Origin of the sequence: Metaclostridioides mangenotii, assembly GCF_018917235.1 — a bacterium.
GTDB lineage: Bacteria > Bacillota > Clostridia > Peptostreptococcales > Peptostreptococcaceae > Metaclostridioides.
This window is the reverse complement of sequence record NZ_JAHLOF010000001.1, coordinates 226,220-252,038: the sequence shown is the minus strand read 5'-3', so window position 1 is coordinate 252,038 and position 25,819 is coordinate 226,220. Positions and strand designations below refer to the sequence as shown.

22 protein-coding genes and 1 other annotated feature are annotated in these 25,819 nt (G+C 30.8%); of the genes, 12 read left to right on the top strand and 10 right to left on the bottom strand.

Annotation, left to right across the window (positions count from 1 at the left end; translation table 11 throughout):
- Positions 1-76: 76 nt before the first annotated feature.
- Positions 77-1,222 carry a DUF1002 domain-containing protein gene (locus KQI18_RS01185; RefSeq protein WP_216465668.1) on the bottom strand — a complete coding sequence of 382 codons (1,146 nt, stop codon included), beginning with the start codon at positions 1,220-1,222 and terminating at the stop codon, positions 77-79.
- 295 nt (positions 1,223-1,517) lie between these two features.
- On the opposite strand from KQI18_RS01185, the gene KQI18_RS01180 reads away from it, so the two are divergent.
- From KQI18_RS01180 to deoC, 3 genes are all read left to right on the top strand, one after another.
- Positions 1,518-1,991: a hypothetical protein gene (locus KQI18_RS01180; RefSeq protein WP_216465667.1), complete on the top strand. Its 474-nt coding sequence runs from the start codon at positions 1,518-1,520 to the stop codon at positions 1,989-1,991.
- A gap of 380 nt (positions 1,992-2,371) precedes the next feature.
- Positions 2,372-3,250, top strand: coding sequence for a sigma-70 family RNA polymerase sigma factor (locus KQI18_RS01175; RefSeq protein ID WP_216465666.1), 879 nt, complete (start codon positions 2,372-2,374; stop codon positions 3,248-3,250).
- An 11-nt stretch (positions 3,251-3,261) separates the two neighbouring features.
- Positions 3,262-3,894, top strand: coding sequence for a deoxyribose-phosphate aldolase (gene deoC / locus KQI18_RS01170; protein ID WP_216465665.1), 633 nt, complete (start codon positions 3,262-3,264; stop codon positions 3,892-3,894).
- Between the two features lie 110 nt (positions 3,895-4,004).
- On the opposite strand, the gene feoB is transcribed toward deoC, so the two are convergent.
- Positions 4,005-6,125 (bottom strand): ferrous iron transport protein B, encoded by a 2,121-nt coding sequence (feoB, locus tag KQI18_RS01165; RefSeq protein WP_216465664.1) that lies wholly within the window; start codon positions 6,123-6,125, stop codon positions 4,005-4,007.
- A 24-nt stretch (positions 6,126-6,149) separates the two neighbouring features.
- The gene (locus tag KQI18_RS01160) at positions 6,150-6,377 is read right to left on the bottom strand and encodes a FeoA family protein (protein WP_216465663.1); all 228 of its coding nucleotides are present in this window, start codon (positions 6,375-6,377) and stop codon (positions 6,150-6,152) included.
- Positions 6,378-6,652: 275 nt separating this feature from the next.
- Positions 6,653-6,902 (top strand) — a binding site (T-box leader).
- Between the two features lie 75 nt (positions 6,903-6,977).
- On the opposite strand from KQI18_RS01160, the gene tyrS reads away from it, so the two are divergent.
- From tyrS to KQI18_RS01140, 4 genes are all read left to right on the top strand, one after another.
- On the top strand, positions 6,978-8,183 hold the full coding sequence (tyrS, locus tag KQI18_RS01155) for a tyrosine--tRNA ligase (protein WP_216465662.1): 1,206 nt from the start codon (positions 6,978-6,980) through the stop codon (positions 8,181-8,183).
- Positions 8,184-8,505: 322 nt separating this feature from the next.
- On the top strand, positions 8,506-9,429 hold the full coding sequence (locus tag KQI18_RS01150) for a DMT family transporter (RefSeq protein WP_216465661.1): 924 nt from the start codon (positions 8,506-8,508) through the stop codon (positions 9,427-9,429).
- A 153-nt stretch (positions 9,430-9,582) separates the two neighbouring features.
- On the top strand, positions 9,583-10,128 hold the full coding sequence (locus tag KQI18_RS01145; RefSeq protein ID WP_216465660.1) for an NADH peroxidase: 546 nt from the start codon (positions 9,583-9,585) through the stop codon (positions 10,126-10,128).
- Between the two features lie 138 nt (positions 10,129-10,266).
- Positions 10,267-11,532 (top strand): dihydroorotase, encoded by a 1,266-nt coding sequence (locus KQI18_RS01140; protein WP_216465659.1) that lies wholly within the window; start codon positions 10,267-10,269, stop codon positions 11,530-11,532.
- 93 nt (positions 11,533-11,625) lie between these two features.
- Here the strand turns inward: KQI18_RS01140 and KQI18_RS01135 are convergent, their stop codons facing one another.
- The 5 genes from KQI18_RS01135 to KQI18_RS01115 are packed head-to-tail and all read right to left on the bottom strand — an operon-like array spanning position 11,626 to position 16,443.
- On the bottom strand, positions 11,626-12,855 hold the full coding sequence (locus KQI18_RS01135; RefSeq protein WP_216465658.1) for an ABC transporter permease: 1,230 nt from the start codon (positions 12,853-12,855) through the stop codon (positions 11,626-11,628).
- Positions 12,856-12,857: 2 nt separating this feature from the next.
- Positions 12,858-13,538 carry an ABC transporter ATP-binding protein gene (locus KQI18_RS01130; RefSeq protein WP_216465657.1) on the bottom strand — a complete coding sequence of 227 codons (681 nt, stop codon included), beginning with the start codon at positions 13,536-13,538 and terminating at the stop codon, positions 12,858-12,860.
- 3 nt (positions 13,539-13,541) lie between these two features.
- Positions 13,542-14,708 (bottom strand): efflux RND transporter periplasmic adaptor subunit, encoded by a 1,167-nt coding sequence (locus tag KQI18_RS01125; RefSeq protein WP_216465656.1) that lies wholly within the window; start codon positions 14,706-14,708, stop codon positions 13,542-13,544.
- A gap of 38 nt (positions 14,709-14,746) precedes the next feature.
- Positions 14,747-15,751 (bottom strand): ATP-binding protein, encoded by a 1,005-nt coding sequence (locus KQI18_RS01120; RefSeq protein ID WP_216465655.1) that lies wholly within the window; start codon positions 15,749-15,751, stop codon positions 14,747-14,749.
- A 17-nt stretch (positions 15,752-15,768) separates the two neighbouring features.
- Positions 15,769-16,443: a response regulator transcription factor gene (locus KQI18_RS01115; protein WP_216465654.1), complete on the bottom strand. Its 675-nt coding sequence runs from the start codon at positions 16,441-16,443 to the stop codon at positions 15,769-15,771.
- Positions 16,444-16,651: 208 nt separating this feature from the next.
- Between KQI18_RS01115 and KQI18_RS01110 the strand changes: the two genes are divergently transcribed.
- From KQI18_RS01110 to KQI18_RS01100, 3 genes are all read left to right on the top strand, one after another.
- Positions 16,652-17,419: an ABC transporter ATP-binding protein gene (locus KQI18_RS01110; RefSeq protein WP_216465653.1), complete on the top strand. Its 768-nt coding sequence runs from the start codon at positions 16,652-16,654 to the stop codon at positions 17,417-17,419.
- Entirely contained in the window at positions 17,406-19,343 is a 1,938-nt protein-coding gene (locus tag KQI18_RS01105) for an ABC transporter permease (protein WP_216465652.1), read from the top strand. The genes KQI18_RS01110 and KQI18_RS01105 overlap by 14 nt, the downstream gene beginning before the upstream one ends.
- Positions 19,344-19,509: 166 nt before the next feature.
- Positions 19,510-21,120, top strand: coding sequence for a gamma-glutamyltransferase family protein (locus tag KQI18_RS01100; protein WP_216465651.1), 1,611 nt, complete (start codon positions 19,510-19,512; stop codon positions 21,118-21,120).
- Between the two features lie 141 nt (positions 21,121-21,261).
- Here KQI18_RS01100 and KQI18_RS01095 read toward each other — a convergent pair whose 3' ends face one another.
- On the bottom strand, positions 21,262-22,113 hold the full coding sequence (locus KQI18_RS01095; RefSeq protein ID WP_216465650.1) for a sulfurtransferase: 852 nt from the start codon (positions 22,111-22,113) through the stop codon (positions 21,262-21,264).
- A gap of 329 nt (positions 22,114-22,442) precedes the next feature.
- Here KQI18_RS01095 and KQI18_RS01090 point away from each other — a divergent pair, with 329 nt between their 5' ends.
- Positions 22,443-23,336, top strand: a complete 894-nt coding sequence (locus KQI18_RS01090; protein WP_216465649.1) for a sulfide/dihydroorotate dehydrogenase-like FAD/NAD-binding protein — start codon at positions 22,443-22,445, stop codon at positions 23,334-23,336.
- A complete protein-coding gene (gltA, locus tag KQI18_RS01085; RefSeq protein ID WP_216465648.1) occupies positions 23,336-24,733 on the top strand; it encodes an NADPH-dependent glutamate synthase in 1,398 nt (465 codons plus the stop codon). Before KQI18_RS01090 ends, gltA begins: the two co-directional genes overlap by 1 nt.
- Positions 24,734-25,097: 364 nt before the next feature.
- Here the strand turns inward: gltA and KQI18_RS01080 are convergent, their stop codons facing one another.
- Positions 25,098-25,739, bottom strand: a complete 642-nt coding sequence (locus KQI18_RS01080) for a 4Fe-4S binding protein (protein WP_330654341.1) — start codon at positions 25,737-25,739, stop codon at positions 25,098-25,100.
- Between the last annotated feature and the right edge of the window lie 80 nt (positions 25,740-25,819).

Here is a 25,819-nt window from a genome sequence, read left to right as displayed (position 1 = left end):
AGAAATAAAACTTAATAAATTAATAAAACAAACCATCTCCTTAAAGGAGATGGTTTGTTTTATCAATTATATATGTCTAGAATAACCCTTTTACCCAGTTTATAATCTTTGTTAAGAATCCATCATCTTGATTCTCAGTTGATTGATCATTGGAGTTATTTTCTAAGTCATTATTTTGATTTTCTGAATTTTTATCTCCAGATTGATTTGAGTTGTTATCGCTAGAGCTATTGCTTGCACTGTTGTCGGTATTATCTGATGAATTATTAGAAGTATTTAACACATCTTTATCCGTAGCATCTATTACTGCACCAGATCCTAATGCATTATCATTAGTGTTGTTTAGTATTCCAAGATTTTTACTTCCCCCAGAGAATATTCCTGCAAACCAGTCTTTTATTTTTGTGAAGAAACCTTCGTTGTTTCCTTCGCCTATATTGTTTAACTCTTGATTTACATTATCTTTAACATTTTCAAGCGTGTTTTTCATACTACTATAGTCGTAATCTTGTTTAGATATTTTAGTCATTATATCTTCTATTTGTTTTTTCTGTTCTGGTGTAAGTGTGATATTATAGTTATTTGTTATATTGTTTATTGTATCGGCGATTTGAATGACATCAGATGTTCCATTTTTTATTATTTCTGATTTAATATCATTCATAACTCCAGTAGCTTTTTCTTGTCCAACTTCTTCTCCTAAGTTACCAGTCACCACGAGCTCCTCTGAAGCTAATTCTTTTTTGGTCTCATTCAGTTTTTCACCTGAAGCATCTTCGAAAGCCTTCATAATACCAGTTAGAGCTCCTGTTCCACTTACTTTATATGGAGCAGCTGCTATTACGTTGGCATTGTCAAGACCTGCAGTAGAAAGTGTAGTTGCTATCATAGAACTAGTTACCCATGTTAAATTAGCCGTTTTAACGTTTATACCACCATTTGAAGTAGGTTCAACATATGAACAAGAGATAGTTGCTTTACCTAATTGAGCCTCACTTGCTACTCCTTGTAGATACTTTCTCTCTTCAGCGTTTGTTACATCTAAAGTCAATACTTCATCTTTATTAACACCAAAATAATCTAACATTTGTTGCTTTTGCGTAGGTGTTAAGTTTACACCAAGAGTAACGACGTTAGATCCATCTGCATAAGCTATGTTGAAGCTTCCTAAAATAACCATTGCAGATACGATTATTGAACTCGCCATTTTTTTAAATTTCATAATAAACCTCCCAGTAAACTAAATTTATATTAATTGTTTTTGCTAAAACTAATTTAGTTAATTTGCATTTAAGTGTATATTAAAGTTATATTTAATATAAACTAAAATTAAAACTAATGCGATTACAAGATTGTAATAAAAGATTGAAGATATGTCAAATATAATTAATGTATTATATAAATTTTAACAAATGTGAATTTACACTATTTTATTCAATCAATTGAAAAATTACTACATTTATTATACTATATTAAATGTAGTAAAATTTGTAACTTTTAGTGTGAAAGGAGAAAAAATGTCTAAAGAATTAGTAAAAGATAGAGTAATAAAATACTTTATAGAGGATTTATTAGTACCTCATGAAATGATAGATACTAACGTTGAATTATCAGAGTTTGAAGAGGGAGCAGAGGGAATAATAGATATAGTTGTAAATGTAGTTGATGAAGATGATTTCTACGTACCAGTGTTGATTTGTCAGTGTTTAGATGAAGATATTCCATTAGAAGGAGATATACTAGAGAAACAAATAGATTTCCTGGAAGAAGTTGACAATATAACTACATCAGGAAGACTTGTTCTTACTAATGGGGATGAAATGATGTACGCTGACTGGAAAGGTGAAGAATACGATACAGAATCAGCCCTTCCAAATTACGAGACTATGGTAAAAGAGTTTAAGGAATCAGAAAAATTGGCTCTAGAGCTTGAAAAAGAGCATGGTCATGATCATGAGAATTGTGACTGCTGTGACCATGATCATCAATAGAAAAAATTATAAATTAGAATAAATCTAGTTTACATAATTTTATTAATGGAATTAAGCCAGAAAACTAGGAATGTTTTCTGGCTTAATTCTTTTCAATTTAGTTACTTTATATACTTATATCAATACGATAATACTAAATATTTTTTAATATATCATAGTGAAGTTGTGTATTCCCACTTAAATTTGACATATATTGAAAATTATTTATTGAAAATGTAGAAATTTACATAATATAGGGAGGAAAATAGATATAAAAGAAGAATATATTTATATAGTTTTTTATCATTATAACATTTCTAAAATACACATAACGAATTAATGAGTTAAGTATAGTTTATAGTGAGTAAAATTAAATGTTAGTTTGATAAAGGGGTGTGCTTATGAACGTTCTAGAAAAAACATCAGGATTTAATAATAATTCACGTGATAGTGTTTCAAATTCTATGAGAATGTATCTGAACGATATAGAAAATTATAAGATGCTTACAGCTAATGAAGAAGTAGATCTTGCAAAACAGATTGTCAATTCATCTATCACCGCAAAAGAAACATTTATAAATTCAAATTATCGTTTGGTTGTAAGTATTGCTAAAAAATATAAGAGAGATAATATAGAAATGCTAGATTTAATTCAAGCTGGAAATATTGGTCTTATAAAAGCGGTGGATAAATACGATTATAAAAAGGGGTTTAAATTTAGTACTTATGCTACATGGTGGATCAAACAAAGTATAACTAGATATATTGATGACTGTGAATACACTATTAGACTACCAGTTCATCTACAACAAAAACTTAGTGTTTTAAAAAGAAAAAAACAAGAGTTTATTAATATTTATTTAAAAGAGCCAACGGTAGAGGAACTAGCAGAATACTGTAATATGGAAACAGAGAAAGTAACGGAGTTGTTTACAAACAATAAAAATGTAATTTCGCTTGACGGGCCAATCAAGGATGATGAAGATGGAAGTCTAGTAGAATTTATTCCTTCTGATGATAATATGAACGATACTGTATTAGATGAAGTAGAAAGGCATAATTTATCAGAGAAAATAGACGAAGTACTTTCATTCCTAACGGATCAGGAAGCGGAGGTTTTACGAAGCAGGTTTGGTTTAGGAGAATATGAGCCTAAGACCCTTGAGGAAATTGGAAAAATGTTTGGTGTAACGAGGGAGAGAATAAGACAGATAGAGGCAAAAGCCTTGAGGAAACTAAGACATCCAAGTAAATTAAAGCAGCTTGAGAATTTTTACTAAGGAGATAAAAAATGATAGATGTAATGAGTAAGGTAGATTTAACACTTTTAAAAGCTACTTCTAAGTGGGAAGATATAAGGCTGTTATGTGATGAAGCAAAAAAATACAGAGCTTTTTCAGTTTGTATTCCTCCAGTGTATGTAAAGAGATCTAATGAATATTTAAATCATAATTTTAAAGTATGTACAGTAATCGGATTCCCTCTAGGTTATCAAACAACTGATACTAAAGTTTTTGAAACTAAAGGTGCTTTAAAAGATGGTGCTAGTGAGATTGACATGGTAGTTAATTTGACTGATATAAAAAATGGAGAATATGATAAAATCGAAGATGAAATAAAGAGAATAAAAGATGTTGTTGGAGAAAAAATTTTAAAAGTTATAATAGAGACATGTTATCTAGATAAGTCTGAAAAGATAAAAATGTGTGAAATTATAAAATCTTCAGGAGCTGATTTTGTAAAGACTTCAACTGGATATGGTACATCTGGTGCCACTTTAGATGATATAAAACTTTTGTCGGAGCATTCTGAAGGTTGTATCAAAATAAAAGCTTCCGGTGGAATAAGAACAAGAGCATTTGCTGAAGAACTTATAAAGGCAGGTGCATCTAGAATTGGTTCTAGTTCAGTATTAAATGATTAATTTGAATTTAATTTTAAACATATAGACATAAATATAATGTGCTGGTTTGTATAAAATGAATGCAGTGCCTTTTATAATGATTAGATTTAAAACCAGCACATTTATTAATATCATATAATTAAATTGTAAATTTGTGTTGTTAAGAAACAAACTGCAAACGCTATGGCTGTTGGAAGTAAAAATCCTACTAAAGTCCATTTATTGCTTTTTGTTTCTTTTCTAATTGTGAGTAAAGTTGTAGCACATGGCCAGTGAAGTAAACTAAACAACATAACATTTAATGCTGTTAAATAAGTCCAGTCATTATCTAGCAACACCTTACCAAGTGCGTCAAAAGAGTCTAATTCTATCATAGATCCAGTAGCTAAATAGCACATCATAAGTATAGGTATAACAATCTCATTGGCAGGGAAGCCAAGTATGAAAGCTAGAAGTATAAATCCATCTAAACCAATAAGTTTGGCTATTGGATCTAAAAATGAACCAATATGTGATAATACACTTACATCGCCTATATATAAATTAGCTAGAATCCAAGTTACTATTCCAGCAGGAATTGCAACTATTACAGCTCTACCTAAAACAAATATTGTTCTATCGATAATTGAAGTATAAATTATTCTTCCTACTTTAGGAACTCTGTATGGAGGAAGTTCCAGTGTAAATGTTGACGGAACACCTTTTAATAGAGTTTTTGAGAGTGTGTAAGATACTAAAAGAGTAGTTACTACTCCTAATATCATAATTGCAGTCACTGAAAGTGCGGTTACTAAACTCGAAGTAAAAGAATTTGTCACTACAGAGCTGAAAAATATTGTAGATATAGCTATTAAAGTAGGAAATCGACCATTACATGGTACAAAGTTATTTGTTAGGATTGCGATAAGCCTTTCTCTTGGAGAATCTATAATCCTACAGCCAATAACTCCAGCAGCATTACACCCAAATCCCATACACATAGTCAAACACTGCTTACCATGTGCACAAGCTTTTTTGAATAAGTGATCTAAATTAAATGCGACTCTTGGTAAATAACCAAGGTCCTCAAGTAGTGTAAATATGGGAAAAAATATTGCCATTGGAGGAAGCATTACGGATACGACCCAGGCTAAGGTTCTGTATAATCCTTCAACAAGCATATTATTTATCCACTCTGGGGCATTTAAACTTGTTAGAAAACTAGATAAATGTGGTTCTGCACTAAATAATACATTTGCAAGAAATTCTGACGGATAATTTGATCCCTGTATAGTAATCCAGAGAATCATTCCTAATAACAATAGCATTATAGGAAGCCCAAATACCTTAGATGTAAGAACTTTATCAATTTTTTCTTCTTTATCTATAGAATTTATTTTATTTATAGAAATTGCTTGTTTACTTAATTTTTGCGCATAGTCATAGTTTATCTTTGTAAATTCATCTCTTATATCTTGTTTGTTTAATTCTTTAGGTATCTTTTCTTTTAGTTTATTAATACTTTCAATAGTTTCAGAAGTTAAATAGTTATTCATAGATTCAAATATACTTTCGTCTTGATCTATTAACCTAAGGCTTAGCCATCTTGAGTTAATATCTGGAATAATTTCCTTTATTTCTGGTTCGATTGTATTTACTAATTCTTCTATTTTTTCGCTATAATAAATATTTTTTGATCTTTTAGTGAATTCATTAGTCGATATCGCATTAATATTAGAAAGCAATTCGTTCATTCCTTCACCATTTCTAGCAGCTGTTAATACTATAGGTATACCGAGTTCATCTTCCAAAAAATCCTTATCTACTATCATTCCCTTTTTTCTTGCTTCGTCTACAAGGTTAATACATAATACTACTTTGTCTGTAAGTTCCATTACTTGAAACAACAAATTTAAATTTCTTTCAAGGCATGTTGCATCACAAACGACTACCACAGCATCAGGGTTTCCAAAACATATAAAATCTCTTGCAACAATTTCCTCTTGTGAAAGAGCAAAAAGCGAGTATGTTCCTGGTAGATCAACTAAAATAAAGTCGTTATCGTTGTATTTAAAACTACCTCTCGCAGTGGCCACAGTTTTTCCAGGCCAGTTACCAGTGTGCTGTTTTAATCCAGTCAGGTAATTGAACACAGTACTCTTACCAGTGTTGGGATTACCTGCGAGAGCAATCATAGTCTCACTTTCTTTTTTTTCGATATTAAACATATCCTTTAAAGAATTTATCTTTGTTGAGCTATGTGTCAAACCCATTTAATAATCCTCCTGTTGATGTATTTATTTATTAGAAACCAAGATAAGATTACTTTCCTCTTCTCTTAGAGCAATTTTTGTTCCTCTTACTTTATAAACAGTTAAATTGTTCTTTGGGCCTTTTCTAATAACATCTATAGAAGCTCCTCTAGTCAAACCTAAAGCGAGCATTCTTTCTCTTAAATTTCCGCTTGATAGAAGGGTCTCAACTTTTACTGTGCTGCTTTCTTTTATATCGCTGAGTTTTTGCATAGTGACACCTCCTTATTATAATTGGATTTAGATTGAGCAAATCTTTCTATTTTAGACTATGTAGATAAGCGCCATTTCGTTACGGTTTTCGATTAAAGAAAAGAATAAATACCTTTTTAATTTAAGGATTATTTTATATAATAATACAAAGAAATAAAAAATAAAGTAATAAAATGAAAAAAGTTAGCATATAAATCGATCATTTGTTTATAATATAGAAAAAGGTTGACAAAATTAAGAAATCCTAATATATTATAATTAAATATAAATAAAATATTAAAGCTATGATGGGAATAAGTAGATTTAGACTTGGTTTTATAGAGAGTTCCAGTTTGGTGAAATGGAATAAATCGATTTAATTTGAATACCTCCCAGAGCAGTATCTCTGAAAATATTAGTAGGAGTATATCGTTTAGTACACGTTATAGTACTTGAGTATGTCTTTATGAATACTTATTGAGACTATTGCTGTAAAGCTTTAGTGAAATTAGGTGGTAACACGTGAGTAACACTCTCGTCCTTTTATAGGATGAGAGTTTTTTTATTTTAAAAGTGAAATTATATAATTATGTAAATTTAATAATAAAAAGGAGGAGTTTTATGAATAATTTAGACGACAAAATGAAAATAATTATGAAGGGTGTAGACGATTTAATAGATGAAAAAGACCTTAAAGAAAAATTAATTAGATCTGAAAAGGAAGGGAAGCCCCTAGTAGTAAAATTAGGTTTAGACCCTAGTGCTCCGGATATACATTTAGGGCACACTGTAGTTTTAAGAAAGATGAGACAACTTCAGGATCTAGGTCACCAAATAGTTATAATAATAGGTGATTTTACAGGTAGAATAGGTGATCCTACAGGAAAATCTAAAGCAAGAAAGGCACTTTCAACAGAGCAAGTACTTGCCAATGCTAAAACTTATGAAGAGCAAATATTTAAAGTTTTAGATAAAGATAAAACAATTGTTAGATTTAACAGTGAGTGGTTAGCGAAATTAAATTTTGAAGACGTAATCAATCTTGCTTCTACAATAACAGTTGCAAGAATGCTAGAGAGAGAAGACTTTAAGAAAAGATATGAAGGTCAAATGCCTATATCAGTACATGAGTTTTTCTATCCTCTAATGCAAGCATATGATTCAATAGCGATAAAAGCAGATATAGAGCTTGGTGGTACTGATCAAAGATTTAACCTTCTTATGGGAAGATCTTTACAAAAAGAGTTTGATATGGAGTCTCAAATAGTTATTATGATGCCTCTACTTGAAGGTTTAGATGGAGTAGAAAAAATGAGTAAGAGCTTAGGAAACTACATTGGAATAGACGAAGAAGCAGGTCTTATGTACCAAAAAGCTATGGAGATACCAGACGAGCTTATAATAAAATACTACAATCTGGTTACAGATGTTCACCCTGATGAAATAGCAGATATTAAATCTAAATTAGAGAATGATGAAGTAAATCCAAGAGATATAAAAATGCAACTTGCAAGAGAAATAGTTACTTTATATCATGGAACAGAAGCTGCTATTCAAGCTGAGGAAAGATTTAAGAGCGTATTCCAAAAAGGACAGATACCTGCAGATATTCTAACAGTAGATGTAAATAAAGACGGACTTGATATTACATCTATTATAGTTGAAAATGGACTAGTTCAAAGTAAAAGTGAAGTTAGAAGACTAGTAAATCAAGGTGGAGTTAAAATAAATGGAGTAAAGATAGCTGACCTGAATAATATACAAAATGAATCAGAACTTGTAATACAAATAGGAAAGAAAAAATTCATAAAAATAGTTATTAAATAAAAAGATTCGATAAAAGGACGTTCATTTTGAACGTCTTTTATTATATGTTTAATTGAAATATATTGTTAGCGTTATTAAATAAAATGTGATATTTTTGAAAAAAACATAATATAATCTAATTTTTAAGCAAAGATTTAAAAAATATTTCGTAAAGGTGTTTACAAAAATCAATTAATATATTAATGTATTATTATAGATAAATATTAATAAAAAATTCGTCGCAACATAATTTTTGTTGTGTCACGATGCTTATAGAAAAACTCTCTGTATTTTTAGGGGGTTTTAATTTTGCAAAAAAACGATAAAAAAGGAGGTATTCTATATGAAAAAATATTATGGAGAATTAGGATTAATATTAGTTTCAATTGTATGGGGGTGCGGGTATGTAGCCACTCAATTTGGTCTTGATGGTGGGCTTACACCACTTCAAATTATAACTATGAGATTTTTCTTAGCAGCACTATTTATCAATGTAATATTCTTTAAACATATTAAAGCTAATATAGATAAGAAAGCATTGAAGTCAGGAATTATGTTAGGTATATTTTTATTTGTAGCATTTACTTTACAAACTATAGGTCTTATGCATACAACACCATCTAAAAATGCGTTTATTACATCTGCGAACGTAGTGATAGTACCATTTATAGGATTTTTAATATATAGAAGGAAACTAGATAAGTTCGGTATAATAAGTAGTTTTATAGCGCTTGTAGGAATTGGTATACTTTCACTTGAGTCTAATTTAACTTTAAATTTTGGAGATATGCTTACTTTGTTATGCGCATTTGGATTTGCATTCCATATTTTCTTTACTAGTGAATTTGTAAAGTACAGTAGTCCTATAGTACTTACATCAATACAATTTACAGTTGCGTTTGCGCTATCTGCTGTAGTGCAATTAGGATCAGGCCAATGGGGATTTGCAGCAGAGCCTAAGGGCTATATGGGAGTTTTATTTTTGGCTGTATTTAGTACTAGTATATGTTTCTTTATGCAGACTATTTGCCAAAAAGTTGTTGATGGAACAAAGGCGGCTATAATTTTATCTACTGAAGCTGTGTTTGGCACAATATTCTCAGTTATAGTATTACACGAAGCTCTTACAACAAAATTAATAATTGGAAGTGTGCTTATTTTTATAGCTATAATCGTCGCTGAAACAAAATTATCCTTCATTAAGAAAATCGGAAAAACTGAATTATTGGAAGAAGAAGAAGAAGTTCCGATAGAAGTTGCTAAATAGTAATTTTTGTAATAAAATTAAATTTAGGGTAGAAATTTAAAATTTTTGAATTTTTATGTTTAATATATTGTATCTCGGGTATTAATAATGATGTAGAAATATTTAATTAATAAAAATTTAAAAATATAAGATTAATCTTAGGAGGAAATAAACATGAAAAAATGGGTTTGTACAGTTTGTGGTTATATACATGAAGGAGATACTCCACCAGAGCAATGTCCAGTATGTAAAGTAGGAGCTGATAAGTTCGAAGAAATGAAAGGTGAAATGGTTTGGGCTGACGAACACAGAATAGGTGTAGCTCAAGGTGTTGACGAAGAAATAGTTGAAGGATTAAGAGCTAACTTTACAGGAGAGTGTACTGAAGTTGGTATGTACTTAGCTATGAGCAGACAAGCGGATAGAGAAGGATATCCAGAAGTAGCTGAAGCTTACAAAAGAATAGCTTTTGAAGAAGCTGAGCATGCTGCTAAATTTGCAGAGTTATTAGGAGAAGTTGTAGTTGCTGATACTAAAGAAAACTTAAGAGTTAGAGTAGATGCTGAGTACGGTGCTACTGATGGAAAATTAAAATTAGCTAAGAGAGCTAAAGAGTTAGGTTTAGATGCTATACATGATACAGTTCATGAAATGTGTAAAGATGAAGCTAGACATGGTAAAGCATTCTTAGGATTACTAAACAGACATTTTGAAAAGTAAGAAGAATTAAGTTAGATTAAGTTGCAGTATCGCCTGTTTTTTACAGGAGATACTGCTTTTTTAATTATAGATATTTATTGTATGATTATAAAAATGGTATAATAAAATAAAATGAACTTACGACAAGGAGGATGCAGTGTGATTTTAATTAAAAATGGAAGACTTATAGACCCTAAAACTAATGTAGATGCTAATTTAGATATAATTATTAAAGATGATAAAATATATAAAATAGGATCTTTTGATGAGAGCGAATTCGAAAATATTATTAATGCAAAAGAATGTGTAGTTGCACCAGGACTTATAGATGTTCATGTTCATTTTAGGGATCCAGGGTATACATGTAAAGAGGATTTACAAACTGGTGCTAAATCCGCTGCAAGAGGAGGATTTACAACAGTAGTTTGCATGGCAAATACGAAGCCAATAGTAGACAATGAGGAGACTCTTAAATATATATTATATAAAGCTAAAACACTACCTATAAATGTTTTACAATCAGCCTCTATAACTAAATCATTCTCTGGCAGACATCTTGTAGATATGAAAAAACTTAAAAATTTAGGGGCAGTAGGCTTTACAGATGATGGTCTTCCACTTATGGATAGCAAAGTAGTAATGGATGCGATGTATATGGCTAAGGAGTTTGATGTGCTATTAAGCTTTCATGAGGAAGATCCTTCATTAATTGAAAATACAGGAATAAACCGTGGAGTAGTAGGTGAAGAATTAGGAATCATAGGAGCTCCAAGAGTTGCTGAAGATGTAATGGTAGCTAGAGATTGTATGCTAGCACTTTATACAGGAGCAAAAGTCAATATACAACATATAAGCTCTGGAGCATCAGTAGAATCAGTTAGAATGGCCAAAAAATTAGGTGCAAATGTGGTTGCGGAAGCTACGCCACATCATTTTACATTAACAGAGGAGAGCGTTATAAAATATGGTACTAATGCTAAGATGAATCCTCCACTTAGAACAAAAGAAGACAGGAGAAAAATAATCGAAGGATTAAAAGATGGTACTATAGAAATCATAGCAACAGATCATGCTCCTCATACTAAAGAAGAAAAAGAAGGAGACTTTATCGATGCTCCAAGTGGTATTATAGGTCTTGAGACATCTCTTTCACTTGGAATAACTAGTCTAGTAGAGGAAGGACATCTTTCTCTTATGGAATTATTACAAAAAATGACTATAAATCCTGCAAAATTATATAATTTAGAAGTCGGTTCTATTGAGATAGGTAAAAAAGCTGATATTGTGATCTTTAATCCATCTAGAGAATGGCTAGTTGGTGATTTCGCATCGAAGGCTCGCAATACTCCTTTTATTGATTGGAATTTAAAAGGAAAAGTTGAGTATACGATATGTAATGGTAAAATAGTTTACGAAAATAAATAGAAAGAAGTACATAAAGATAAGATTTTAATCTTTATGTACTTCTTTTTATTTTATATATTCATTTAGTTGTTTAAGTTACTACATTAACTATAATTATTTGTAAATAGCTTTAATTGGATCAAGTTTTGATGCTTTATATGCTGGAATCATACCAAAGACAATCCCTGTTATTATTGTAGCCAGTGTAGCATACATGATACTATTGAAACTTGGGATGACCTCAAAGCCAATTCGTGGTGATACATATTTTGTAGCTATGAGGCCGGTAATTATTCCTAAGATTCCTCCAACTACTGTAATAAATATAGCTTCTGTTAAAAATTGAAGTAGAATAGATCTTGGTTTTGCCCCAATAGCTCTTCTGATACCAATTTCTCGCTGTCTCTCCATTACAGAAACATACATGATATTCATTACACCTATACCACCTACAGACATCGCGGCAACTGTTATGAAAGACACAATTTTGTTAGTACTTGAAGTAATACTTTCTAATGCCTGCATTTGCTCTGTTGGATCTGGAGTAGTATAAGATCCGTTTACATCTGGGTGTAATTCATATAATCTTTCAATTATTGTATTTGCAACTTCAAATACATCATACCCATCTGTAACCTTCAAATCTACCATTTGAATATCTGAATTAAAGTTGTTTTCATCATTCATCAGATCATTAAAAGCCTTTTTAGGAGTAATGGCTGTTGGGTATTGCATATCTCCCATAAATCCAACTGGTTGATTCTGTTCTGTTGGATTAGAGCTATCATCTATAACACCTATAACCTCAAATATAGATCCGCCTATAGAAATTCCAGATCCTATAGCACTCTCTGGGTCTCCGAATAGATCATTTGCATTTTGAAGTGTTATTAGAACAACTTTTCTACTTTCGTCATCTAAAGTTATTTTTCTTCCAGCTACTAAATCTATTTTTGTGTCCTTTTTAATAGCACTTACTTCAATGGATGTTGTTTTCCTATCAAATGTAGCTTCATTATAGTATGCTCCAGTATCAAACATTCCTTTACTAGGTGATAGTTTTTCAACACCCTCTACAAATGAAAGCTCTTCTAAATCTCTAGTCGTAAAAGGTTTTAAAAAAGCGGTTAAATCCTCCATATTTTGGTCATTTGGTTCAAAATAAATTACAGTCTGTTTAGTGTTTGCAAGATTTACAGAATCAGTTATTTCTTTTTCGAAACCATTTCCAACTGAACTTACAACAATTACAGATGTGACACCTATTATAATAAATAAAAGAGCTACAGCAACACGGAGTTTATGCCCTTTCAAGTTTGCAAGTGTGTTCTTTATTAAATTCACGATTACACCTCCGATTCTGAAATGAAAACACCATCTTTAAGTCGTATAACTTTTGAAGCATACTTAATCATATCTTGATCGTGTGTAACCATTATTACAGTTTTACCTCTTTTGTTTAGTGTTTTTAGAAGTTCCATAATATCAGAACTAGTTTCACTATCTAACGCTCCTGTAGGTTCATCTGCGAATATTATTTGTGGATCATTAACTAGTGAACGAGCAATCGCAATACGCTGTTGTTGTCCACCGGATAATTGGAGTGGTTTCATTTTTATTTTGTCTAAGAGTCCGACCGCTCTTAATTTATCCTCCACAATAGCTTCACGATCAGCCTTTTTAAGACCTGATTTGTATGTAAGAGGTAACTCCACATTTTGATATATATTTAAGGTTTCTATTAAATTGAACTGCTGGAATATAAAACCTATATTATTATTTCTGAAGTCAGAACGTTGATTCTCATTTAAGTTTGAGACATCCTTACCATCAAATAAATAACGTCCTTCATTAAATCTGTCTAAAAAACCTAGAATATTTAGAAGGGTAGTTTTACCACTACCCGATTTTCCCATTATCACTACGAATTCACCTGATTTTATTTGTAAGTTTAATGATTTTAATACATGAATTTCTTCTTTCCCTACTTTATAATACTTTTGAATATTTTCTAATGAAATTAGCATTGTCTAACCTACAGATTGAGAATCTTCTTCAGAATCAGGAACTGGTTGATCCTCAAATGGATTATTGATTTCACCGTCATCTTTAGTATTTCCAGATGCTCCATCTAATCCTGGAATAGGATCGCCTTCTTTCATATCTTCTGTAGGGAGTTTAATAATAATATCATTTTCTTGAAGTCCACTTCTAACAACAGCAGAGTCCTCAGTTTGAGTCGACACATCTACTATTTGCTTTTTAAGTATTCCGTCAATATCTTTAAATACATATTTATTTCCTTTTTTATCTTCTTGTACTGCAGATGCAGGTATTTTAAAGCTAGAATTCTCAACTTTTATTGATGCTTGAAGATGGAATCCATTGACAAGTTTTTCTTGACTATCAAATTGTATATTTACATCGTAATATGATAGAGAAGAAGAACTTTGTTGTGAATTTACGCCGCCTGCAGATGTAGAAGGTCTATCAGAGATAGCACTTATTCTACCAGATAGAGTCTCATTAGTAGAAAAGACAAGTATGTCTACAGTCTGATCAACTTGTAGCTTAGGAAAATCTTGTTCGCTAGTTTGTCCCTTCATAAATAACTCAGTGCTTTCTAAAGACATAAACGAAGCTGATATAGGTTGTTCTAAGTCTTGTGTCTGAGATTCTGAGTCATTTATATAAACTTTACCATCAAATGGTGCTGTAGTTTTTATGTACGCTTTACTATTTAGACTAGACATTTCTTTGTTAAGTCTGCTTATGTCGCTGTCTAAAGATTTAATTGTTTCACTATTTTCAGGTGTATTAGGTAAACTTTTCTTTTGTTTTTTAAGTTGTTCTACCTGACTTTTTAAACCATCTATCTGAGTTACAATAGACTCATTTTTACTTGTGAAAAGTAAAGCTCCTTTACTAACCTCTTGCCCATCTTGTACACTTACACTACTTAGTTCTGCACCAGCAGGTACATCAAAGTCTTTTGACTGCTTTGGAACTACTGAACCATTTATAAAGATTTTTTCACTCTCAGGAATAGTGTAAGTTTCGGTAATATTTTCTTGAATATCCGAAACATTTTTTTTCTTATCAATAAAAGATAATACTCCAAGGCAAATACAAATAATAATTGCGATTCCTAGGTAAATTTGCAATCTTCTATTTTTAAATTTTTTTAAAAACGACATTTTTTCCTCCTTAATATTTACCAGCCACACTTGTTGAATTACACGTTGACGTTGAATTCAATAGTAAATCTAGTATATTTTCCATACTCAGATTCGACTTTAATATCGTGTTTTAATTTTTCACATAATTCTTTTACCAAATATAATCCAAGACCTGTAGACTTGGCATTGTATCTACCGTTGTTACCTGTAAAACCTTTGTCAAAGATTCTACACAAATCCTCTTTTTTTATGCCACAGCCATGATCTTCCACCTTTAATTGTAAATAATTTTTTGTTTTTTTGCAAGTAATAGATATCTCATTACTTAAAGAAATATACTTTAGTGAATTTCCTACAATTTGTTCTAGTATAAAAGTAAGCCACTTTTTATCTGAAAGGACTGTATAATCAAGGTTTTCAAGTTTTAGAATAACTTTTTTTCTTATAAAATATGTCGAATATTTTTTTATAACATCTTTAACAACTCTCTCTATATTCACATCCTGGATAAAAAAATCCTTATGGAAGCTATCTAACCTAGAAAAATACAATACTCTCTCTAGCGCGTTTTCTATTCTAAAAACCTCTGTATTTATATCGTTTAGTACATCTTCAAATTGATCGTCTTCATTTTCTTCTATAATCAGCTTTATAATAGATATCGGTATCTTAACATCGTGAACCCATAAATTGATCATATCTTTGTTTTCATCTAAGTCCTTATTACTTCTAGTAAGAACATCTTCACACTTTTCATGATAATCTTTTAGCATATTTATATAGACTTTTTCTTCTTCATTAGCTTTAAATAACGTAAGTTCACTAAAGTTGTTATTGTCTATACCATCATTTAACTTATCAATAAAGACTTTTTTTCTTAAATATCTAATAGATAAATAGGTAAAAGTCAGAGCTACGTCCATTATAAAAATATACATTATAGTGTCTGAAAATGCGTACTCGATAGGCGAGAATACTAGTGTAAGTGCAATCAAAAACATAAACACTAAATTGTAGATAAAAAAACTGTAATTATCTTTCAAAAAGTTTAATATATTCATTTTATCACCACATTTTTCTACATTATAATGTAGCCAAGACCTCTCTTGGTTTCTATAAACTCTTCTAGACCGATATCTTTTAATTTTGATCTAATTCTATTTACGTTTACTGTAAGTGTGTTATCATCTACAAACCACTCACTATCCCAGAGTTTTTTCATTAGTTTATCTCTACTGACGATTTTCCCCTTTGATTTCATAAGTTCATGAAGTATTTTTACCTCATTTTTTGTAAGTTCGATGGTGCCACCTTTGTACTCTAAAGTAGCAGTCGATAAATCTAGAGTTGCACCGTTATGAACTATTTTGTTTGAATCAGTATCAGTAAAGTTATAAGTTCTTCTAAGAAGTGCATTTACTTTTGCTATAAGTATATCTATTGAAAAAGGCTTTTGTATATAATCATCTGCACCTAGATTTACGCCCATAATAATATCCATATTTGAATCCCTTGAAGATATAAATATAATTGGTGTTTTAGAAAATTTTCTAATTTCATTACACCAATGGAAACCATCATAGAATGGTAAATTAATGTCTAGTAGTACAAGGTGGGGATCAAATGATTTAAACTCATCTATAATATTTTCTAGGTCATTGATCGGATATACTTCGTATCCCCACTTAGTTAAAGATTCTGCAACTTTACTTTTTAGTTTTAAGTCGTCTTCTATTATCATTATTTTAAACATTGTTACCTCCGAATTTTATTGTAACCAAAATTATTTGAAGTGTTGTGTCATATATAATTTTCATTAAAAAAACTTCAAATAATATTTTTTATATTAGAATGATGTTATCTATCTTACATAATTGTAACATTACTTTAAGAAAGATAAATGGTTAATTTTTATATAGGTATATATAATATTATTATAATTAACTTTGGAGGAAGAATTTATGAGAGATATTTTAGTTGTAGAAGATATAAAAAAAGGATATGGAAAAAGAGGTGCTAAATATGAAGCACTAAAAGGAGTAAGTTTTACTGTTAAAGAGGGAGAATTTATTGGAATAATGGGTGCCTCTGGCGCAGGTAAGTCAACTTTATTAAATATAATTTCGACTATAGATATACCTACAGCAGGCAAGGTTTATATTGATGGCGTAGATATAAATACTATGAACGGCAACGAAATTGCGGATTTTAGAAGAGATCATCTAGGTTTTGTATTTCAAGATTCAAATTTACTAGAGACTCTTACGATAAAAGAAAACATTATGCTTCCTTTAGCTCTACAAAACGAAAAAGTAAATACAATGGAAAACAGGGTAAAAGAGGTATCAAAAGCACTTAATATTGAAGATACCTTAAATAAATATCCTAGTGAGGTTTCAGGAGGCCAGAAACAGAGAGGAGCTGTGTGCAGAGCTATAGCAGGTAAACCTTCGCTAATACTTGCTGATGAACCTACAGGAGCTTTAGACTCTAAGTCTGCAAAAGAGCTTTTACAATCATTTTCAAATTTAAATAAAACAAATAAAACTACCATACTGATGGTAACTCACGACCCTGTAAGTGCAAGTTACTGTGATAGAATACTTTTCATAAAAGATGGTATTATATTTACTGAACTTGTAAAAGGTGATAGCACAAATGAATTTTATCATAAAATTATGGATACATCAGCGTTACTAGTGGGGGTAGATAAAAATGAAACTTTATAATATATCTTTGAAAAACTTAAAAAATAGTATTTCAAACTATACAATGTACTTTGTATCCATAGTATTTTGTGTATTTATATTTTTTAGTTTTAAATCAATACAGTATAATGAAGCGTTAAATAGTGCAGGTGTAAAGGTCTCAGTAGCAGTGAATACGGGATCCATAGTTATAGCAGGATTTGTATTTTTGTTTATATATTATTCAAATTCATTTTTTATAAACAGAAGAACACAAGAAATTGGAACTTACAGTTTACTGGGGATGCGTAAAAATAAAATTGGACAAATATTTTTACTTGAAACAATCATTATGGGATTTGTTGCAACAGCAATTGGTGTAGTTTTTGGATTTTTATTTTCAAAACTTATAACAATGATTTTGCTAAAACTTATGAAACAGTTGGTTGTTGTAAAAATGTCTTTTAGTGTTAAAGCATTGCTGCAAACTATAGTTGTTTTTTTGGCTATTTTTATTATTATTGGCATAAGGAATTTCTTGGTTATCCGTAATAAAAAGCTTATTGATCTTTTTAAAAAGGAACCAGAAAAAGTATCAAATAGTAAGCTGATAACTATAAAGGGACTAGCTGGTATAATATTAATAATTATTGCTTATTATATGGCTACTGGAAGATTTATTGAGGAACATTTTAATCAAGTGTTTTTAATCCTAATACCAGTAATACCAGGAACATTTTTATTCTTTTCTTCAGCTGTAAGCTTATTGATAAATATAATAAACAAAAACAAAAACTACTTCTATAAAGGTAGAAATCTTGTTGCGTATTCAGAACTAAGATATAAGGTTCAAAAAAATAGCAGAATACTAGCAACAATTGCAATTCTAATTGCAGTAAGCGCTACCGTTTTTGGACTTACTGCTTCTATATATTATAATATAAGCACTAGTTTGAAAGAAGATTATAAATATAGTTTTGTTATGAATGTGACTAAAGAAGACCTAGATTCTAAAATAAATAAAATATTACAAAAACATGAAGATAAAAACAAAGTAATTTTCGATAAGAAGATTAAATTATTAACCTTTAATCAAAAATACACACAAACAAGAAAAAATAAAAATGAGACAAGTGTTAGTGAAGGAAGTTCTGAAGTAATTAGAGAAAGTGATTTTAGAGCTATTATGAATTATAAACAAGATGATTTTAAAGGTTTAAATTCAGAGGATCAAGTAATAATTATAACTAATAGTTTTGTTGAAAAGTTTTATGAAAATGCAAAAGGAGAAGATTTTGAATTAAAATCTTTAAATGAAAAAAATAGTAAAGTACTAAAATTTAAAATATTAGATGAAATTCAAGATAATAAGATAAATCAAAATACAACAGAATATTTGACCGTAGTTAAAGATAGTGTGTTTAAGAAACTTGAAAAAGATGGTGATGCAAGATATATAAGACTTGTAGATGTAGAAAATCAAACAGATTCAGAAAAATTAACCACTGAACTAAATAATTTAGTAGATGGAAGCTATACTTCTGATTTTCCTTTTAATTTTTCATCATACTACGGTGCATATATTGGTATGTATAATTCATTAGGATTAACTGTATTTATAGGTTTATTCTTAGCAGTAGTATTTATGCTTTGTACTGGAAGTATAATTTTCTTAAAACAGTTGTCTGATATATATGATGATAAAGAGAGATATATAATGCTTAAAAAAATTGGGGCAAATGATAAAGATATTGAAAAAATACTGGCTAAACAGTTAAGAATTATATTCTTACTTCCTTTAATTATAGGTACTGTACACAATCTATTTGCTATGACAATAACCCAAAAAATAGTGTCAAGTTCTATAATAGTACCAGTAGGAATAACACTTTTGGTATACTACTTAGGTTATTTGATGTACTATTTAGCAACATTGAAATATGCTAAAAAATTAATTATCGAATAGGATATTGCTTCTTGTTAAGTGAAAGTATCATAAACAAAAGATTTTAAAATATAATAAGATTAATTTTTAAGAGAAGGGCCTGATATAGCATCAGAGACAACCCTTCTCTTTTAGTATATAATTGATTTAAGCTTAATATATTTAAAATAAATGGGAGGATAGTTTGATGAAGTTTAGTGTAGATAATCATGTGTACAAATCTAAAAGAAATGTTGTCTTTGGTAAAAATGGCGCTGTAGCCACTTCAGTACCATTATCATCGCAAGTAGGATTAGAAATACTAAAAAAAGGTGGAAATGCAGTGGATGCAGCAGTGGCAACGGCAGCGGCCTCTGCAGTAGTTGAGCCTGTAAATAATGGCATTGGAGGGGATGCTTACGCTCTCGTTTGGATAGAAAAAGAGAAAAGACTATATGGTCTTAACTCCAGCGGTTTTGCACCAGAGATGATGACCTTGGAGAGCTTTGAAGGTTTAGCAGAGATGCCTAAGTATGGATTAAAACCAGTTACAGTTCCAGGAGTTCCGGCAGCTTGGGTTCAATTAAATATGAAATTTGGAAACCTAACTTTGATGGAATGTTTAAAACCAGCGATTGATTATGCGAGACATGGTTTTGTAGTATCACCTACTGTAGCAAAAATATGGCAAAAAGATTATTTATTATATAAAGAAGAATTTAAAGGTGAAGAATTTGATCCTTGGTTTGATACATTCACAATAGATAAAAGAGCACCCGTAGCAGGTGAAGTCTTCAAATGTGAAGACCAAGCTAGAACACTAGAAGAAATAGCAAACACAAATGCCGAAAGTTTTTATAGAGGGGATATAGCCGATAAAATTGATACTTTTTCTAAAAAGTTCGACGGTTTTTTAAGAAAAACAGACTTAGAAAAGTTTTATCCAGAATGGGTTGAGCCTATTTCTACTGAATATAGAGGCTATACTGTTCATGAAATACCTCCAAATGGACATGGTCTAACTGTTTTGATGGCACTTAATATATTAAAAGGTTTTGATTTAGTTGGCGATAGGGAAGATAGCGAAAATTTACATAAAACTATTGAAAGTTTAAAACTTGCGTTTTCTGATGTTAAAAACTATGTAACTGACATAAACCACATGAAAGTAGATGTTGAGGTTTTATTAAATCAGAAATATGCTGATAAGAGAAGAGAAACTATAACTGATAGAGCTATAGAACCTGAGTTCGGAGATCCTTTTTGTGGAGGCACTGTTTATCTATGTAGTGCAGATAAAGATGGAAACATGGTTTCTTATATACAGAGTAACTATATGGATTTTGGTTCTGGAATAGTTATTCCAGGAACAGGAATTGCGCTTCACAACAGAGGAAATAATTTTAGTCTGAACCCAAAACATCACAATGTAGTCGCGCCATTTAAAAAACCATATCATACTATAATTCCTGGTTTTTTAAGTAAGGATTCAGAGGCTATAGGTGCATTTGGTGTAATGGGAAAATTTATGCAACCTCAAGGTCATATACAGATATTAAGTAATATGATAGATTTCAGATTAAACCCTCAGGACGCTCTAGATGCACCTAGATGGCAGTGGATAAAAGATAAAAAAATAGAAATTGAACACGACATGGAGTTACATTCAGTAAACAATCTAGCGAAAAAAGGTCATGATATAAAAGTTATCCATGATAATTTAGATATGGGAAGAGGGCAGATAATAATTAAAACAGAACATGGAACTTATGCGTGCGGGACAGAGTCAAGATGTGATGGATGTGTATCGGTGTATTAATTTAATTAGGTATCTATATAGTAATAAATAGCGGGATTTAAATGTCAATGTAAACTACATTACAGCCTTATTTTCATGTTGTTGTAGTTAAATTTTCAGTATAAATCCCGCTATTTTATTTTAAATATTACAATTTAATCTCTATTCTTCGCCCACCATTATTGTGTTTCCTTCATAACTTATCCAGTCGCTAAAGCTTCCTATATAGATTTTATGTGGAATACCTAACTCTCTAAGGGCAAGACTATCAACACACGCAGATATTCCAGAACCACATGACAGGATAACCTCATTATATTTATTTAATTCTTCAAAATGTTTTTTTAAGAAGTTTATATCTTTAAGTGATCCATTTTCTAAATTATCATTTAAGAGGTTTTTGCAGAAATAGTTTTTAGCACTAGGTATGTGGCCCGCTTTTTCGTATGCAGGTTCTGTAATACCTTGATATCTTTCATTTGAGCGGCAATCTATGATAACTGTTTCATCGCTGTAAAGTTTAGATTTTACATATTCCATAGGTACAACTAAGTTGTCCTCAACATTTATTTGTAAAGTTTTTCCAGTGTCCTTTGGTTCATTTATCTTGGTTTCTAATATACCACCACTTTTAACATAAGCTGTAACTCCTCCATCTAAAACATACACTTTTTCAAGACCTAGGTGTTTTAATTGAAAAAAAAGCCTAGAAGCTCCATTTAAATCGCCATCGTCATATGTAACTACTGTGGTATTGTTATCTATACCTAATTTTTCTAGTTTTTCTTTTAAGATATAAGGGTCTTGAAGAGGATTTTTGCCACCATGTTTCTGGGCTGGTCTTGACAAGTCTTTATCAAGATCGAGTATAAAACTGCCTGGAATATGACCTTTTTTGTATGCGTCAATTCCATAAGTCCTATTTATTAAATCAAATCTACAGTCTATAACAACTAAATTGTTATCTTTGTCTAAAATGTCGATTAGATTTTTAGCTGATATTATATTTTTCAAAATAACCGCCTCCAATTTTAGTAGAATCTTTTTGACAAAAGCCTTCTTAACAACTATGTTAGTATAAAATTTGTCCCAAGTAAATATATATTTTTATATTACAAAAACAAAAAAATATAGTATAATCATAGTTGAGTATATAGTTAAATTTCTAATTAAACAAGATCATGACATAAAACTAGAATTAACTTATTTTATCAGTCTTATGAGATCACTACAGTTAATTTGAAAAAGTCTTAACAGCTTTATGTCTTAATTTATATTTTTTTGTTTAAGTTATTTATTATGATGTGAGTTAAAAAATATAGTTTAGAATGGAGAGTTGAGAGATGAGTTACAAGATAGTTAGCAAAAGAGAACTAACGGACAACATTTACTTAATGGATATTGAAGCTCCAAGAGTTGCAAAATCTGCTAAGCCCGGGCAATTTATCATAATCAAGACTGATGAGAAAGGTGAAAGAGTTCCCCTTACTATAGCTGATTACGACAGTGAAAAAGGAACTGTAACTATAGTTTTCCAAAGTGTAGGATCATCAACTAAAAAATTAGCTCAATATAAAGAAAATGAATATGTTATGGACTTTGTAGGGCCATTAGGTCAACCAAGTGAATTTGTTCATGAAGATATAGATGAGTTAAAGAAACAAAACATACTATTTGTAGCAGGAGGAGTTGGTTCAGCCCCAGTATATCCACAGGCTAAATGGTTTAAAGAAAATGGACTTGATGTTGACGTTATAATAGGTTCTAGAACTAAAGACTTAGTTATATTAGAAGACGATATGAAAAATGTTGCTAAAAATGTATACGTTGCAACAGATGATGGAAGCTATGGATTTAATGGTAGAATTCCAGATTTAATTAGAGATTTAGTCGAAAATCAAGGGAAAAAATACGATCATATAATAGCAATTGGGCCAATGATAATGATGAAGTTTGTATGTTTATTAACTAAAGAGTTAAATATACCAACAACAGTAAGTTTAAATACAATAATGGTAGACGGAACTGGTATGTGTGGAGCATGTAGAGTTAGAATCGGTGATGAAATCAAATTCGCTTGTGTAGACGGACCGGAGTTTGATGGACATTTAGTTAACTTTGACGAAGCTATGAGAAGACAACAAATGTACAAGACTCAAGAAGGAAAAGCAACATTGAAAGCTGAAGATGGTGGAAACAGCCACCATGCTAATTGTGAGTGTGGAGGTGACAAGTAATGAGTGCAAAAGTTAGAGTACCGGTTAGAGAACAGGATCCTAAGGTTAGAGCTACAAATTTTGATGAAGTTTGCTTAGGATACAACATGGAAGAAGCCGTTGAAGAGGCACAAAGATGTCTTGGTTGTAAAAAACCTAGATGTGTAGAAGGATGTCCAGTTAGCGTTGATATCCCAGGGTTTATTCAAAAGGTTAAAGAAAAAGATATCGAAGGTGCTGCAAAGGCTATTGCAAAAAATAGTTCATTACCTGCAGTTTGTGGTAGAGTTTGTCCACAGGAGTCACAATGTGAAGGTGTTTGTGTAGTTGGAATAAAAAATGAACCGGTGTCAATTGGTAAATTAGAGAGATTTGTAGCAGATTGGTCGAGAGAAAATAATGTAAACCTTTCTGAAACAGAGCCTAAAAAAGACGCCAAAGTAGCTGTAATTGGTAGTGGCCCAGCTGGTCTCGCTTGTGCCGGAGACTTAGCAAAAAAAGGATACACTGTCAAGATATTTGAAGCGATGCATGAGCCAGGAGGAGTTTTAACATACGGGATACCTGAATTCAGACTTCCAAAGAACGGAGTTGTACAACCTGAAATAGAAAACATCAAAAAACTTGGCGTTGAATTAGAGACAAATGTAATAGTTGGTAGAACTATAACGATAGAAGAATTACAAGATGAAGGCTACAATGCTATATTTATAGGATCTGGAGCAGGGCTACCTTCATTTATGGGAATACCAGGTGAGAATGCAAACGGAGTATTTTCAGCTAATGAGTATTTAACTAGAGTAAATCTAATGAAAGCTTATAAAGATGATTACGATACACCTATAAGATCAGGGGAAAGAGTTGTAGTTGTAGGTGGAGGTAACGTTGCAATGGATGCAGCTAGAACTGCACTAAGACTAGGATCTGAATCTTATATAGTGTACAGAAGAAGTGAAAAAGAACTTCCAGCTAGAATAGAAGAAGTTCATCACGCTAAAGAAGAGGGAGTAGTTTTCCATACTCTTACTAATCCTAAAGAAATATTAGTTGATGAAACTGGTAATGTTAAAGGAATGGTGCTTGTTAAGATGGAATTAGGAGAGCCAGATGATTCTGGGAGAAGAAGACCTATAGAGATAGAAGGATCTGAATTTGAAATTGAAGCAGATACAGTAATAATGTCTCTTGGTACAAGTCCAAACCCACTTATATCTTCTACTACTAAAGGATTAGACATCAACAAGAGAAAATGTATAATTGCAGATGAATCTGGACATACGTCAATTGATGGTGTATATGCAGGTGGAGATATTGTTACAGGAGCTGCTACAGTTATATCTGCAATGGGCGCTGGTAGAAAAGCAGCAGCATCTATAGATGAATATTTAAAAGAAACTGTTTTAAATAAAAATGCCTAAAAAACTGTTGTTATTTTTAGTTACTTAAAATTATAGTTCAAAGGAGCTGTCTCAAAATTGATAAGATTTTAATCAAATTTTGAGATTAGCTCCTTTTTTGATCTAATATAGATCATTTTTTATTTATTTCGTTAATATTAGTAAATAAACATTCTCGGGTATAATTGTTTCGATGTCTAATTGGAATACCACTTGTTTATAGAGCCGTACTTGCTATAATCGTAGTGTGGCTTTCGGATTTTCACAGAACAATGATCACATAGTTTAGGGGTTCTTAGGAATCCCTTTTCTAATTTTTGTACAAAAAAGGGATGACTCAATTTTTTATTTTGAGACATCCCCCCATCCTTGTCTATACATTAATTTATTTTGTTTTAACCTTTATTGATTTTTTAGGACATTTATATGCACATTTTTCGCAGAATATACAATCTGGATTTTCAATAAGATCATTTTTGTATTCTTTTGGTGTAATCCCCATAGGACAAGCCTTGTTACATATTCCACACCCAACACAGCTACTATCTACTGCTAAATCTACTTTTCTTCCTTTAACCTTTGCTACAAAGTAAGATAGAGTTCCCATTGGGCAAAAATTACACCAAATTCGAGAATTACTAAATAATCCTAATACTATTCCTACTATAGTAGTTATAACAATTATTTTATAGAATACAAATCCTATTCCATATAAATTTCCCCAATTATTATATAGCCCTATGCTAAAGTTAGTAATGATAAAGAAAATCATAAAAACTCTAAACCCTGTGCTTTTTAAAAATTTCGGAACTTTTTTGTTAGGTGAAATTTTTGATATTACATTATCATAAAAATTACCTCTCGGACAGTAGTTACCACACCAATATCTACCCTTCCCAGTTATTGCTAGTATTACTGGTGCGAACATGCAAATAATTGCCACAGTTGCAAATCTCATGTCAAATAAAGGTAGTATTACGAAAAATAAAAAAATTAAATATCCATACTTTTTATATAAGTTCTTCACGATTTCAATTCCTCCTCTTATTGATTATGTTATTATACTAATTGGTAAAAAAAAATAATGTGACAAAGTCACATTGATTT

What these genes read in the sequence shown, in the direction of transcription:
- deoC (WP_216465665.1), top strand. Translation starts at nt 3,262, where the DNA reads ATGATAGATGTAATGAGTAAGGTAGATTTAACACTTTTAAAAGCTACT.
- KQI18_RS01175 (WP_216465666.1), top strand. Translation starts at nt 2,372, where the DNA reads ATGAACGTTCTAGAAAAAACATCAGGATTTAATAATAATTCACGTGAT.
- KQI18_RS01160 (WP_216465663.1), bottom strand. Translation starts at nt 6,377, where the DNA reads ATGCAAAAACTCAGCGATATAAAAGAAAGCAGCACAGTAAAAGTTGAG.
- KQI18_RS01145 (WP_216465660.1), top strand. Translation starts at nt 9,583, where the DNA reads ATGAAAAAATGGGTTTGTACAGTTTGTGGTTATATACATGAAGGAGAT.
- KQI18_RS01125 (WP_216465656.1), bottom strand. Translation starts at nt 14,708, where the DNA reads ATGTCGTTTTTAAAAAAATTTAAAAATAGAAGATTGCAAATTTACCTA.
- KQI18_RS01185 (WP_216465668.1), bottom strand. Translation starts at nt 1,222, where the DNA reads ATGAAATTTAAAAAAATGGCGAGTTCAATAATCGTATCTGCAATGGTT.
- KQI18_RS01150 (WP_216465661.1), top strand. Translation starts at nt 8,506, where the DNA reads ATGAAAAAATATTATGGAGAATTAGGATTAATATTAGTTTCAATTGTA.
- KQI18_RS01120 (WP_216465655.1), bottom strand. Translation starts at nt 15,751, where the DNA reads ATGAATATATTAAACTTTTTGAAAGATAATTACAGTTTTTTTATCTAC.
- feoB (WP_216465664.1), bottom strand. Translation starts at nt 6,125, where the DNA reads ATGGGTTTGACACATAGCTCAACAAAGATAAATTCTTTAAAGGATATG.
- KQI18_RS01110 (WP_216465653.1), top strand. Translation starts at nt 16,652, where the DNA reads ATGAGAGATATTTTAGTTGTAGAAGATATAAAAAAAGGATATGGAAAA.
- KQI18_RS01100 (WP_216465651.1), top strand. Translation starts at nt 19,510, where the DNA reads ATGAAGTTTAGTGTAGATAATCATGTGTACAAATCTAAAAGAAATGTT.
- KQI18_RS01180 (WP_216465667.1), top strand. Translation starts at nt 1,518, where the DNA reads ATGTCTAAAGAATTAGTAAAAGATAGAGTAATAAAATACTTTATAGAG.
- KQI18_RS01090 (WP_216465649.1), top strand. Translation starts at nt 22,443, where the DNA reads ATGAGTTACAAGATAGTTAGCAAAAGAGAACTAACGGACAACATTTAC.
- KQI18_RS01105 (WP_216465652.1), top strand. Translation starts at nt 17,406, where the DNA reads ATGAAACTTTATAATATATCTTTGAAAAACTTAAAAAATAGTATTTCA.
- tyrS (WP_216465662.1), top strand. Translation starts at nt 6,978, where the DNA reads ATGAATAATTTAGACGACAAAATGAAAATAATTATGAAGGGTGTAGAC.
- gltA (WP_216465648.1), top strand. Translation starts at nt 23,336, where the DNA reads ATGAGTGCAAAAGTTAGAGTACCGGTTAGAGAACAGGATCCTAAGGTT.
- KQI18_RS01130 (WP_216465657.1), bottom strand. Translation starts at nt 13,538, where the DNA reads ATGCTAATTTCATTAGAAAATATTCAAAAGTATTATAAAGTAGGGAAA.
- KQI18_RS01115 (WP_216465654.1), bottom strand. Translation starts at nt 16,443, where the DNA reads ATGTTTAAAATAATGATAATAGAAGACGACTTAAAACTAAAAAGTAAA.